At 67.9% G+C, this 13,711-nt stretch carries 10 protein-coding genes; 1 reads left to right on the top strand and 9 read right to left on the bottom strand.

Annotation, left to right across the window (positions count from 1 at the left end; genetic code table 11):
• Positions 1-119 precede the first annotated feature (119 nt).
• Complete coding sequence (locus KHN93_RS03560) at positions 120-1,085, bottom strand: helix-turn-helix transcriptional regulator (protein WP_024940221.1); 966 nt, start codon at positions 1,083-1,085, stop codon at positions 120-122.
• A 285-nt stretch (positions 1,086-1,370) separates the two neighbouring features.
• Between KHN93_RS03560 and KHN93_RS03555 the strand changes: the two genes are divergently transcribed.
• Positions 1,371-2,171, top strand: a complete 801-nt coding sequence (locus KHN93_RS03555) for a DUF481 domain-containing protein (protein WP_016903804.1) — start codon at positions 1,371-1,373, stop codon at positions 2,169-2,171.
• A 333-nt stretch (positions 2,172-2,504) separates the two neighbouring features.
• Here the strand turns inward: KHN93_RS03555 and hemC are convergent, their stop codons facing one another.
• The 8 genes from hemC to KHN93_RS03515 form a co-directional block, all read right to left on the bottom strand.
• Positions 2,505-3,419, bottom strand: a complete 915-nt coding sequence (hemC, locus tag KHN93_RS03550; RefSeq protein ID WP_102583376.1) for a hydroxymethylbilane synthase — start codon at positions 3,417-3,419, stop codon at positions 2,505-2,507.
• Positions 3,420-3,531: 112 nt separating this feature from the next.
• Positions 3,532-4,263 carry a LytR/AlgR family response regulator transcription factor gene (locus tag KHN93_RS03545; protein ID WP_016903806.1) on the bottom strand — a complete coding sequence of 244 codons (732 nt, stop codon included), beginning with the start codon at positions 4,261-4,263 and terminating at the stop codon, positions 3,532-3,534.
• Between the two features lie 32 nt (positions 4,264-4,295).
• Positions 4,296-5,348: a sensor histidine kinase gene (locus KHN93_RS03540; protein WP_024937790.1), complete on the bottom strand. Its 1,053-nt coding sequence runs from the start codon at positions 5,346-5,348 to the stop codon at positions 4,296-4,298.
• 4 nt (positions 5,349-5,352) lie between these two features.
• Positions 5,353-6,021, bottom strand: coding sequence for an alpha/beta hydrolase (locus KHN93_RS03535; RefSeq protein ID WP_212579147.1), 669 nt, complete (start codon positions 6,019-6,021; stop codon positions 5,353-5,355).
• A 173-nt stretch (positions 6,022-6,194) separates the two neighbouring features.
• Positions 6,195-8,132, bottom strand: coding sequence for a glucans biosynthesis glucosyltransferase MdoH (mdoH, locus tag KHN93_RS03530; protein WP_167704806.1), 1,938 nt, complete (start codon positions 8,130-8,132; stop codon positions 6,195-6,197).
• A 923-nt stretch (positions 8,133-9,055) separates the two neighbouring features.
• Positions 9,056-10,684, bottom strand: a complete 1,629-nt coding sequence (locus KHN93_RS03525) for a M28 family metallopeptidase (RefSeq protein WP_212579594.1) — start codon at positions 10,682-10,684, stop codon at positions 9,056-9,058.
• A gap of 318 nt (positions 10,685-11,002) precedes the next feature.
• Complete coding sequence (locus tag KHN93_RS03520) at positions 11,003-11,983, bottom strand: GGDEF domain-containing protein (protein ID WP_212579146.1); 981 nt, start codon at positions 11,981-11,983, stop codon at positions 11,003-11,005.
• 228 nt (positions 11,984-12,211) lie between these two features.
• Positions 12,212-13,699, bottom strand: coding sequence for a SulP family inorganic anion transporter (locus tag KHN93_RS03515; protein ID WP_065032137.1), 1,488 nt, complete (start codon positions 13,697-13,699; stop codon positions 12,212-12,214).
• Between the last annotated feature and the right edge of the window lie 12 nt (positions 13,700-13,711).

Here is a 13,711-nt window from a genome sequence, read left to right as displayed (position 1 = left end):
ACGCGCGTTACCACCATTGGCGGCATTGACGCGCGCTACGCTGTATTAGCGGCTACTTCGGATACGCGCACGCAGCTGTCGCACGACAGCTTGCTCCAGGCACCACGCCCCCGCCACGCTCAGTCGTAGTTGCTCAAGGCCAGCGACAGCAGCGCCTTGGCCTGCTCGCGCAGCGAGACCGGCTCGACGATTTCCGCGTCCGAGCCGTAATGCAGCACGTCCATCAACAATTCGCGCGAGTTGCTGTACGGCACCTTGAGTTCGTAACGGCCATCGGCCAGAAAGCGGCCCTGCTGCTTGGAATGCCAGTGCTCGTCGGCGACCCAGCGCGCGGCCTTGGCACTGAACACGATGGTCGCCCAGCCCTTGGGCGCGCCGGAAAAAATGCCGTAGCTGGCCGCCAGCTGCTCGTCCAGCTCGCTGTCGGGCACATCGCGCGGCACGCTCTCGAGCAGGCGTGCGTGATTGATGCGGTCCACCGCAAAGCTGCGCACGCCATCGCGGCCGTGATCCCAGGCATCCAGGTACCAGTTATCGCGGTAGTGGGTGATGCGCTGCGGGGACACGGTGCGCTTGGTCGATTCGTCGGTGGAACGGGCGCGATAGTCGAAGCTCAGCTGCTTGCGCTCCAGCACGCCGGAGGCCACGGTGCGGAAGCTGGCTTCGTCCAGCTTGCGGCCGCGGTGCGGAATCACCCGCACCCGGTCCACCGGCCATTGCGACACACCGGCCTGAGCGGCCAGTAGCCCTTCGATGCGTTGCTGCAGCGGCGCCAGCATCGAGGACAACACCCCGCCACCGGTGCGCGCCAGCAGTTGCTGGGAGGCCAGCAGCGCGTGCAGTTCTTCCGAACTCAGCCACAGGCCGGGCAGTTCGAAGCGGTCGCTTTCGCCGGAGAGATAACGGAACCCCGATTCGCCGTCGCCTTCCACCGGCGCCATCAGCGCATCGCGCAGAAACGCCAGGTCGCGGTACACGGTTGCGCGGGAGCAGCTCAGCTCATCCTGCAGCCGCGCCACCGTGACCGGGTAGCGTGCCGATTTGAGCAAGCGATGCAGGGAGTTGATGCGTTCGTAGCGGTCCATGCGTCGATTATGTCCGAGTCTTTGCGTGGCAGGGTGAGCGTCGCTGTAAACCGGCAATCATGCCTGGGTCGGCGCCGCGACTGTGCGCGTGCGGCTAGGCCGCTGGCCTGCGGCACGCGCAGGTCGGGCCTGCTTGCGAGGTGCCAGTCGCTGGCGTTGCGCAAGCCAACGCCCGAACCCCTTCTGAAGCGCAGCATTCACTTGCTCATGACGCAGCCGCTCAGTCCGTTATCATGAAATCGCTTCCACCCTCTTTCGCCCCCTGTCCTCCAAAGCGAGCCGCCCATGTCCCGCCGTGCCCCGTTGTCTGCCCTGCTGCCGCTGTTGTTGATCACGCCCACCGTCTGGGCCCAGGCAGTCGCACCGGCCCCGGTGGACCCGGCCGCCGCCGTGATGCCGTCGCCGTGGGGCGGGAGCAGTGGCGAGCTCGGCTATGCCGCTGCCCATGGCAACAGCACCACCGACAGCCTCAACGGCCGGATCCGCCTGCGCTATACCGACGGCGACTGGATCCACAGCCTGGATGCCACCGCGCTGCGCTCCAGTTCCGAATACACCAATACCAACGACGACGGCAGCACCTCGCGCGAGCGCCAGACCACCGCCGAGCGCTACACCGGCAGCGCCGGCAGCGCGCTGCAGTTGGGCGAGCATCGCCAGCTCACCGCCACCGGCCGTTACGAACACGACGACTTTGCCACCTACGACCGCCTGGCCACCTTCGGTATCGGTTACGGCACGCGCCTGATCGATGCCGAGCGCTTCTACCTGGATGCGCAGATCGGCCCGGGTATCCGGCGTGCGCACAACAGCGACGAAGACCGCAACGAGACCGGGCTGATCGGGCGCGGGTTGTTCGACCTCAAGTACACCGTCACCGACAACACCGACCTGATCAACACGCTGCTGGTGGAATCGGGCGAATACAACACCTACGCGCAGAACGATTTCGGCGTGCAGGTCAGCATGAACTCGCACTTCGCGCTCAAGGCCGCCTGGCAGATGCGCCACAACAGCGAGGTCAGCGACGGCGACAAGAAGACCGACACCCTGACCACGGTCAACCTGGTCTATACGTTTAAGTAAACACCCGCAAATGTAGGAGCGGCCCTGGCCGCAAAGGGCGTTCCCGGTAGAGCCTCTCGCGGCCAGGGCCGCTCCTACGAAGAGCGCAGCTTGCTGGACAGGCCCTGCGCGACGTGGTGGTCAATCGGGTCCATACGTTCGACTACGCAACCGCAATCTGTAGGAGCGGCCCTGGCCGCGAGGGCTTTCCCGATAACGCCTCTCGCGGCCAGGTCCGCTCCTACGAAGAGCGGCGCTGCGTGAGGGCGGGCATTGCGGGCTTGGCGGCGAGGTCTGAGTTGCACCTGGCTCGGCGTCGATGCCGGCCGCGTTACGGGCTGACGCGACGGCGCGTTACAGCTCGGCCAGCAGTTGCGCGGCGCCCTTGTCGAACAGGCCTTGCGCGACCAGGCGGCCGAGGGCCTCGGTGTCGTCGGCGCTGCCGTGCGCCTCGGCGTGGATCAGGCGTCCATCGCTGGCGCTGCCGACCATGCCCTGCAAGAACAGCCCCTGCCCTTCCCAACGCGCGAACGCCGCCACCGGCACATGGCAGCTGCCGTGCAGCGCGCGGTTCATCGCCCGCTCCGCTTCCACGCAGGCGCGCGTGCGGCCGGCGTCCAGAACCGCCAACAGGCCGTGGATGCGCGCATCGTCGCCACGGCATTCCACCGCCACCGCACCCTGGGCCGGTGCCGGCAACCAGTCCGGGACGTCCAGACGCGCGGTGATGCGCGCATCCAGGCCCAGCCGCTGCAGGCCGGCGCAGGCCAGCACGATGGCGTCGTAACCGCCGTTGTCGAGTTTGGCCAGGCGGGTGTTGACGTTGCCGCGCAGGTCGATCAATTCCAGATCCGGGCGGGCCGCGCGCAGTTGCGCCTGACGCCGCAAGGAGGAGGTGCCCACGCGGGCGCCCAGCGGCAGCGCCTGCAGGCTGGCATAGAGATTGGACACCAAGGCATCGGCGGCATCGCCGCGCTCCATGATCGCCGGCAGCACGAAGGGCGCGTCCAGCTCCATCGGCACATCCTTGAGCGAATGCACAGCGCAATCGGCCTCGCCGCGCAGCATCGCCAGCTCCAGCTCCTTCAGGAACAGGCCCTTGCCGCCGATCGCGGCCAGCGAACGGTCTAGCACCTCGTCGCCGCGGGTGCTCATCGGCACCAGCGCGACCTCCAGCCCGGGGTGGTGCTGGCGCAGCGCGGCGGCGACGTGTTCGCTCTGCCAGAGGGCGAGCGGGCTCTTACGGGTAGCGATGCGGAGCGTGGTCATCGGGCCATTATCACGGACCGGGCGCGTAACTCCTACCTGGGGCGCACGCCGGCGCCCGCAGCACATTGCCGCGACCGAGCAACGCACCTCACCACACGTGACAGGTCACGCCCTAACGCAATTGCTCGCGCAGGCTGGCCACGCAGCGGCGGCTCACTTCCAGCGGGTGCGGCACGTTGCGCAGCACCGCGTGCACCTGGCCATCGCCGCTGCGGCGCAGTTCCACCAGCTCGGCGCGCGCGACCAGGCAATTGCGGTGGATGCGCACCAGGCGGTCGGCGAATTCGTCTTCCAGCGATTTGAGCGACTCTTCGATCAGGTCCTCGCCGCGGGCGTGGTGAACGATGACGTACTTTTCCTCGGCCTGCAGGTAGCGGATGTCGCCGATGGCGATCAGCCGCAGGCTGCCACGCAGGCGTGCGCACAGGTGCGTGCGCAACGGCGGCGGCGTGGCGCTGGGGGCGCGCCCGGCCAGGAAGGTGGCCACCTTTTCCAGTGCGGCGGCCAGGCGTTCGGGGCGCACCGGTTTCATCAGGTAGTCCAGCGCGGCGGCATCGAAGGCCGACAATGCGTGCTGGTCGTAGGCGGTGCAGAACACCACCGCCGGTTGCGGCTGGCTCTGGCGCAGCAGGCGCGCGGTTTCCAGGCCGTCGACGCCGGGCATGGCGATGTCCAGCAACACCAGGTCCGGATGCAGGTGATGGCACTGCTGCAGCACCTGCTGGCCGTTTTCGGCCTCGCCGATCACTTCGACATGCGGATGTTCGCCCAGCAGCAGGCGCAGGCGCTCGCGCGCCAGCGGCTCGTCATCGGCGATCAGCACCCGCACTTGCGTGGCCGTCATGGACATCCCCCTTCGCTGCAGCGACTCCCCCGTCACGACAGCGGCAATGTGATCTCACAGGCATAGTAGCCCTCGGCCCAGCTGGCCGCCATCCGTGCCCCGGCACCGAACTGGAACGCCAGCCGGTGCGAGATGCTGGCCTGGGCGTGCCCGGCCCCGGCCACCAGCGGCAACTGGGTGCCCGGCTGCGGGGCCGGATTGACGATACGGATCTGCAACTGGTTGCCGCGCTGGCGCAGCGACAGGTACAGCGTGCCGCCCTCGGGCATGCGCGAGACGCCGTGCAGCACGGCGTTTTCCACCAGCGGCTGCAGCACCAGGCGCGGCATCGGCAGCTCCCACGGCAACGGCTCCTGCCGGTGCCAGCGCACCTGCAGGCGCTCGCCCAGGCGCAGCGATTCGATCGCCAGGTAGCGTTCGGCCAGTTCGCATTCGGCACGCAGGCTGGACATGCCTTCGCCGGCACCGAGCGCGGCGCGGAACAGATCCGACAGGTCCAGCACGGCCTGCTCGGCCACCACCGGGTCGCGGCGCAGCAGGCTGGCGATAAGATTCATACTGTTGAACAGGAAATGCGGGCGGATGCGTGCCTGCAAGGCATCGGCCTGGGCACGCGCATTGGCCTGCACCTGCGCTTCCCAGCGGTCGCTGACGTAGAAGTAGCGCAGTGCCAGCGCGGTGATCAGCACCACCGTCGCCGCGCTGCCCAGGGTGAAACGCCAGAAGCCGACCAGGGGACCGAGCGGCGCCTGGTCGAGCGCCGCATACAGGGCGTGCACGATTCCGGCGCCGAGCATCGCCACCACCGCGGCGATCGACAGCGCGGCCAGCCCGCCCACCCGTGGCGGCAGCCGCGACAACGCCGGCCGCAGTACGCACAGCAGCACGCTGACCGCCAGCGCCAGCCACAGCGCCAGGCCGCTGGCAGAGACAAAGCGCGACAAGGTGATGCTGCGCGCCGCGCCGGCGTCGGGCACCAGGGTCACTACCAGCACCACCAGTTCGGCCAGTCCCAGCATGGCGCCCAACCGCGGCAGCCGGCACAGGTCCGGCATCCAGGCGGTCTGGGGCGCGTGCTGAGCCATGGCCTCAGGCGGCGGTGAAGCGCGCCTGCATCCAGGTGCGCAAGGCCTCGATTTCTTCCAGGCAGACCTGGTGGCCCATCGGGTAGGTGTGCCAGTCCAGTTCGAAACCGAGCGTGCGCAGGGTCTGCATGCTGGCCTGGCCGGCACCGAACGGCACCACCGGATCGGCGGTGCCGTGGGCCATGAACACAGGTTGGCGGGCAGCGGCCGGCTGCAGCTGGCTGGCGGCCGCTGCCGGCTCGGGCAGGTAGGTGGACAGGGCGATCAACCCGGCCAGCGGTACGCTGCGCTGCAGCCCGACCGCCAGGGTCACCGCGCCGCCTTGCGAGAACCCGGCCAGCAGCATGCGCTCGGGGGCGATGCCGCGGGATTGCTCATGAGCGATCAATGCCTCGACCTGGATCACCGATTCGGCGATGCCAGCCTTGTCAGCACGCGTAGCGAAATCCATGCCGACGATGTCGTACCAGCCGCGCATGCGCACACCGTTGTTGATGGTGATCGGGCGGATCGGCGCATGCGGAAACACGAAGCGCAGCGCCGGCCAGTCCGGGCGCACCAGTTCCGGCACCATCGGGGCGAAGTCGCTGCCATCGGCGCCCAGGCCGTGCAGCCACAGTACGGTCCATTGCGGGTTCGGTCCGGTCTCGCGTTCGATCACTTCCAGCATCATCCAGCTCCGCTTGCGGGCTGGGCATTATGCATGTCGCCATCGGCCAGGCCGATCACGGACCGGCCGAGCCAGATGCGTCGACCGGTCTCGGCGCCCGTCGTGGGCGCTTTGCTTGGCGTGACAGACGCGGAGGTCGCAACGTGCACCGATCCCGCCATGCGCCGCTCGCACGCTCAGATCAGCGACGGCTCCAGCGCGGCGGCGCGGCGCAGCTCGGCTGCACGCACCAGCACCTTGGGCGGATCGAGCTCTTCGGGAATGCAGAAGATGCCGGCGCGGCGCAGCCCCAGGCCAGTGCGGCGCAACGAGGTCAATGCCACCACAGGGATCGACACCGCCATGCCCACGATCACCGGCGCCATCCAGGCCGCCAGCGATGGCGACACCGTATAGGCCACCGCGCCCATGAACAGGCCGAACACGGTCAGCCCGCCGTAGCTGCGCAACAGCGCCGGCCACGACAGCTTGCCGTCGTCGCGCACCTGCGCATCCCAACCCGAATCCTTGCCGGCCAGTACCTCGAACACGCCGCGTGACTGCAGGTACATCACCACCGGCGCCATCAGCGCCGCCAGCACGGTTTCCAGCAGGATGCTCAGCAGCGCGCGGATGGCACCGCCGCAGGCGCGCAACTCGCGCGGGTTGAGCAGCAGTGCGATGTAGCCTAGAAGCTTGGGCGCCAGCAGCACGAACATGGTGCAGACGAAGATCCAGATCGCGTTGCCCTGGCTGCTGCCATGCCAGTAACGGGCGGGCGAGAACGGCAGGTCGCCGGCCAGATCGATTCCGCCGCCGGCCAGCGGAATGCCGATGCCGATCAGCATCAGCAGGCCCCACATCGGCGCGGTGAAGTAATGCCCGATGCCGATCAGCATGTGCATGCGGCTGATCCAGTGCAGGCCCTTGGCGCCGACCACCTTGGCGTGCTGCAGGTTGCCCTGGCACCAGCGGCGGTCGCGGATCAGCAGGTCGGTCAGCGTGGGCGGGCCTTCCTCATAGCTGCCCTGCAGGTAGGGCACCATGTGCATGGCCCAGCCGCCACGCCGCATCAGCGCCGCCTCGACGAAGTCGTGGCTGAGCACATGCCCGCCGAACGGCTTGCGCCCGCGTAGCGACGGCAGGCCGGCGTGGTCGGCGAAGGCCTGGGTGCGGATGATGGCGTTATGGCCCCAGTAGTTGCTCTCGGCGCCATGCCACCAGGCCACGCCAAAGGCGATGATCGGCCCGTACACGCGCCCGCCGAACTGCTGCATGCGGGCGAACAGGGTCTGCCCGTTGACCACCGCCGGCAGGGTCTGGATCAGGCCCACGTCCGGATTGTTCTCCATGCCGGCGACCAGCCGCACGATGGTGTCGCCGGTCATCACGCTGTCGGCGTCCAGGATCAGCATCTGCGGGTAGTTGCCGCCGAAACGGCGCACCCAGTCGGCGACATTGCCGGCCTTGCGCGCGGCATTGTCGGCGCGGCGGCGGTAAAAGATGCGCCCGTGCCCGTCGACGCGGTCGCACAGCTCGTTGTACACCAGCTCTTCGGCACGGCCGATGTGTTCGCGGGTGGTATCGCTGAGCACGAAGAAGTCGAAATGCTCCAGCTGGCCGGTTTCGGCCACCGATTCGTAGATCGCCTGCAGGCCGGCCAGCAGCCGGCGCGGATCTTCGTTATAGGTGGGCATCAGCAACGCGGTGCGCGTGTGCAGGGTCGGAAGCGGCGCTTCCGGGTCGATGCCGAGCTTGCGTCCGGCGCGCGCCACCACGGTGACGAAACCAGCCACCGCGCTGGCGAAGGACATCGCGATCCAGGCGAACAGCAGCACGAACAGGCCGAGCAGGCAGCCTTCCAGCACGCTGAGGCCATCGGGCCACAGCACGCTGAGCATCACCCACACCGCCACGGCGGTAGTGGCGAAGGTGCCGCCGATCAGATAGAAACGCCGCAAGCCGATGCCGACCGGCGCGGTGCGCTGATGCGGCACCTGCAGACGGCCTTCGCGCAGGGATTGCTCGGGCATGGCCAGCGGCGCTTCCGGTGGCAGCGTGGGCTGACCGGCGTCGAGGGCGGAAACGGGGGGAAGATCGGTTGGTGCGGGGGAAAGAGTCACAGTGCCGTCCATCAAGGCTGCCCGCCGCACGATCGCGGCAGTGTGGGCTGAAGCGGGAGATCCCTCCCCGCTACGCGTGGCGACGTCACCGCATGCACCGCAGTGCGGGCGAGCCCGGCAGTGCGGGACCACGTCGCAGAATCAGCAGCTCTAAGACCACTCCGATGCACAAGCTCTCCTGGCTGCGACGATGACGTCGCGGCTCATCTTAAAGAATCGACCGTTAAAGGAAACGAAGGCCGCGCTGCAGTCTTCGCCCCACCCGACGAGGACCGCGCGGCAGACTACGCCGCAGCGACCGAACGCTACCCCAACAGATTGCAGCCTGGCACGCGTGCTGTCACGGCCGGCAAACCGCACTGTCATGTCAGACAACTGCAAGTGATGTGCCAGGACCTGCAATCGGTTGCAGCGCCAGCTTGTTGGCGCGCGCGATCACGGCGGTGGGGCTGAGCGGATCCGAGGCATTCTGCCGCGCGTCATGGTGTATCGGAATAAGCGATGTCGGGCCTGGCCCACGTCGGCGCAGTGCACGAAGGCTGCGTTGCGCCTGTAATCGCCGGCAAGGACACCGCACCAGGGAGTGGTCGGTGGCCAGGTGAAAAGCTGTTGGTCGAGCGATGGACATCGGACGTTGAGCCGCGTCGTTAAATGCATCGTGCATTGCTTGCACCATGCCCACCGGCCATCTCCGATGGTCCTTGCCCGCCTACCGTCGCGGGACCTTACGCGGCATGGATGCCGCGTAAGAACCTACACTGACGTACTTGCGGCGTGTCCTGCGATGGTGGGCGGCAAGGGCCCTGCAGCCAAGCGCCAGATCAGCCGCTCTGGCGCCCTCCCTGTCCGGAGGCGGCACATGCGCACATCGCACATGCCGCATCGAACAACAGCAGCGCCGCCTGACGGAAGCGCTGCCGCTGTATCGGCCGATGTTACTTGCGCGCAGCCTCGCTGGCGTCACGGGTGGCGCGGAACTCCGAATCGGAGCTCCAGTTCGGCCACTGGCGCGAATCGGCCAGCTGCTGGCCCAGCGCGTACAGCACGCCCAGATCGCGCGCGGCACCGGCGAAGGTCCAGTCCGGCTTCCACTCGTCGCCCTGCTGGTGATAGCGCTTGGCGGTGTAGTCGTCGGAGGCGGCCTTGCCCGCGGCCACCCCGCCCACTTCCCAGTCCTGCCCGGCCGCATACGACAGCGCCGGCACGCCACGCTTGGCGAAGGAGAAATGGTCCGAGCGGAAGAAGTACCCCGCCTGCGGCTTGGGATCGGGCGTGTAGCGCAGCTTCCACTGGCCGGCGACAGTCTTGAGCTGATCGAGCAATTCGAGTTTTGCGGTGCCGTAGATGCCGAAATCGCGCGATGGCACGAACGGGCTCATGCCGTCCATGTTGATCACCGCCACGGTGGTGTCCAGCGGATACAGCGGCTTGGAGGCGTAGAACTCCGAGCCCAGCAAGCCCTTCTCCTCGGCGGTGACCGCCAGGAACACCACCGAGCGCTGCGGCTTGGGGCCGGCGGCAAAGCCGCGCGCCAGCTCCAGCAGTGCGGCGGTGCCGCTGGCGTTGTCCAGCGCGCCGTTGAAGATGGTGTCGCCGCGTGCGTCCGGCTTGCCGACGCCGATGTGGTCCCAATGCGCGCTGTAGATCAGCGTTTCATCCGGATGCGTGCTGCCTTGCAGCCGCGCGACCACGTTGTGCGAGGTGATCACGTCGGATTTGACCTGGTAGCTGGCGCTCAGCCCCTGGCCCTTGAGTTCCACCGGCTTGAAGCCGCGCGTCTGCGCCTGCTTCTTCAAGGCGTCGAAATCCAGCCCGGCCTGCTTGAACAGGTCGGCGGCCAGGTCGCGCTGGATCCAGCCTTCCAGGGTGGGATGCGCGGCACGCGGGTTGTCGCGCACCACGTCGAACATGGTGTTGGTGTTGGAGCTGGCCACGGTGTCCCAGCCGTAGGAGGCGGGCGCGGTTTCGTGCACCACCAGCACGCCGAGCGCGCCCTGGCGGGCGCCTTCTTCGTATTTGTAGGTCCAGCGGCCGTAGTAGGTCATGCCGGCGCCGTCGAAGGCGCCCTTGCCGGTTTCGAAATCCGGGTCGTTGATCAGCACCACCGCGATCTTGCCCTTCAGGTCCACGCCCTTGAAGTCGTCCCAGTCGCGCTCCGGCGCCTTGACGCCGTAGCCGACGAACACCAGCGGCGCGTTGGCGATGTCGACCTTGGACGAGCCATCCAGCGCGGCGCGGATGGCGATCTGCTTGCCCTGGGTCAGCGCCTGCGGCTTGCCGGCGTGCTGCAGGGCGATGGTCGGCGTGCCGACGATATCGGCGCGGCGCAGCGGCACCGCCTGGGTCCAGGCGCGCTTGCCGTCGGTCAGGTCGCCGCCCGGTTGCAGGCCGGCGTCGGCGAACTGCTTGCTCAGGTAGGCAATGGTCTTTTCCTCGCCGGCGGTGGCCGGGCCGCGGCCTTCATAGGCATCGGAGGACAGCTCCTTGACGTCGCGCGAGATGCGCGCGCCATCGAAGCTCGGCGTCGCCGCCATCAGTGCGGTCGAGACCGCCATCGCCAGCATTCCCATTGCAACGCGTTTGGTAACAACTCGCTTCACTGCAGCACCCAGGTAGTGTCCGAACAGCCCTGGAGTGTAGCTACTGCGGCGTCTGATCGGGTGTGCACGGTAGCGAGCGATGCATGCCGTCGCGCTGGCGACATGCATCGGCAGCGACGCAGCATTGATCGATAGGGCCAGCTAGCGATGCGGCGCGGCGCAGCACATCGCGCTGCCACCTGGCACGGCATCCACCTTGCGCCTCATGGCGCTGGATGCCGTCAAACAGCTAAAGGCTGCGGCGGTCTATGCCGCAGCACCGCCGCCGAACGCCACTGCCGCTCAGAACAGATCGACGCTGCCGACCTGCTGGGTGACCTGCTGCATCCTTCCGCTGGCCACCAGTTCGGCGTACACCTCGGTGCGATTGCGGCCGTGCTGCTTTGCCCAGTACAGCGCCTTGTCGGCTTCGTCGAGCAACTGGCTGATCAACTGGCCGTCGGTGAGCTCGACGATGCCGGTGCTGAGCGTGACCTTGCCGACCTGCGGAAACACCTGCTCGGCCACCGCCACGCGGAAGCGCTCGAACAGGCTCACCGCGATGTCGCGGTCCACGCCGCGCAACACGATCACGAACTCCTCGCCGCCGAAGCGGAACAGCAGATCGTCCTGGCGGAAGCAGCGCTGCATCAACTGCGCAACCAGCAACAGCACCTCGTCGCCGTACAGGTGGCCGAAGCTGTCGTTGACGCGCTTGAAGTGATCGATGTCCACGATCCCCAGCCACACGCCTTCGCTGGCCGCTGCATCCGCACCACCGGCGAACAGGCGCAGGATCACATCGTCAAAGGTCTTGCGGTTGCGCAGGCCGGTCAACGCATCGCGCTGGGCATCGTCGAGCAGGCTGCGGTAATTCTGGAAAAAACGCGCAAAGCCCTGCAGCATCACCTGTTCGGCGGCGCCGGGTGCGCGCGAGCCGCCCACGCGCAGGCAGGTGCGGATGCCGCGTGCTTCCATCATCGGGTACACCAGCAGCGCGCGGCCGTCCTGCTGCAACTGCACCACATCGCCCGGCCCGTGCAGGTCGGCCAGTTGCCCGCGCATCTGCGCGTCGTGGATGTCGGCCACCGTCAGCGACAGCCGGCCATCCTCGCGCAGCCGCGTTTCGGCCATGGTGCGGCCGTCCGGCGCGATGCGCAGCAACGACAATTCCTCGGACGCGCAGACCTCGCGCATGGTGCGCAGCAGACTCAGGTCGAGCAGATCGGCATCGCGGATGGCGGTCAGGTCCACCATGCGTTCCAGCAACGGTGCCGTGGTCATTGCCGCACCATCCCGCGGGCAGACGCAGGCCCGCAGCGCCGGTCACGGCACGCGGGCACACCTCTCGGGCTGGAAGGCACTGGCATCACGACGGGTTACCGGCAATCTCGATGCCGGTTCATCGGCGCTGCACGCGCGAACTTGAGTCCGCCGGCTGGCCGGCGCAGCGCACGGCCAGCCGGCGTACACGGATGTGCAGGCGCGCGACCGGCCGGTACACCAGCGCGCTTACGGCAGTGCGGACTCCAGCGCATCGTCGCCCAGCGCGTGTGCCTGCATCAGGCGCCGGCTGCCGGCATTCAGACCTTTGACCTGGACGTCCAACCCATGATGGCGCAGCCGCTGCACCACCTTGTCCAGCGCCGCCACTGCGGTGATGTCCCAGAAATGCGCGCGGCCGACGTCGATCACCACCGCGCGGCCGGGCACCTGGCGCGCGTCGAAGGCGTCGATGAACACGTCGGCCGAGGCGAAGAACACCTGACCGCGCACGTGGTAGGTGCGCACGCCATCGTCGCCGTCGCTGTGCGTGATCTGCAGCAGCCCGGCCACCTTGAAGGTGAAGAACACCCCGCTCAGTACCACGCCCACCGCCACCCCCGCGGCCAGGTTGCGGGTGACCAGGGTCACCGCCACGGTGGCCAACATCACCACACTGGAGGTGCGCGGATGGGTAACCACGGTGCGCAGCGAACGCCAGTCGAAGGTCTCGGCCGAGACCATCACCATGATCGCCACCAGCGCGATCACCGGTACCTGCGAGACCCACGGCTTGAGCAGCACCATCAGGATCAGCAGGAACACCCCGGCGAACAGGGTGGAGAGACGGCCGCGCCCGCCGTATTTCACGTTGCCCACGGTCTGCCCGATCATGCCGCAGCCGGCGATGCCGCCGAACAGGCTGGCAGCGGTGTTGGCCAGACCCAGCCCGGTGCACTCGCGGTTCTTGTTGCTCGGGGTGTCGGTAAGTTCGTCGACCACGCGTGCGGTCATCAGCGATTCGAGCAGCCCCACCATCGCGATGGCCAGCGCCGGCAGGGCGATGATGCGCAAGGTCTCCAGCGTCAGCGGCACCGCCGGCCATTGCAGGACCGGCAGCGCATTGGGCAGCTTGCCCAAGTCGGCCACCGTCTCCAGCGGCAGGTGCAGTGCCGAGCCCAGCACCGTCAGCACCAGGATGCACAGCAGCGGCGAAGGGATTGCCGACACGCCCGGCAGCGGCAGCCGCGGCAGGCCGTAGATGATGAGCAGGCCCAACGCCAACATGCCCCAGGTGGCCAAGTTGGCGTGCTGCAGATGCGGCAGCTGCGCGGCGAAGATCAGCACCGCCAGCGCATTGACGAAGCCGGTGCGCACCGAACTGCTGACAAAGCGCATCAGCACGCCCAGCCGCAACAGACCGAACAGGATCTGCACCGCACCGGCCAGCAGCCCGGCCGCCAGCAGATAAGGCAAGCCGTGCGCGGCCACCAGCGGTGCGGCCACCAGGGCAACCGACCCGGCCGCAGCGGAAATCATCGCCGGGCGGCCGCCGAAGAACGCGATGACAATCCCGATCACGAACGACGCGAACAACCCCACTTGCGGGTCGACGCCGGCCACGAACGCAAAGGCGATCACTTCGGGAATCAGCGCAAAGGTAGCGACCGCACCGGCCATCAGTTCGCGCGCAGGCGAGGCGCGCCATTGCGCCAGTTCGGCACGCAGAAAGGACATTGGAAGACACTC

The sequence above is a fragment of the Xanthomonas arboricola pv. juglandis genome, from assembly GCF_905367715.1.
GTDB classification, from domain to species: domain Bacteria; phylum Pseudomonadota; class Gammaproteobacteria; order Xanthomonadales; family Xanthomonadaceae; genus Xanthomonas; species Xanthomonas arboricola.
The sequence above is the reverse complement of the archived record's forward strand: the minus strand, read 5'-3'. Positions and strand labels throughout refer to the sequence as shown.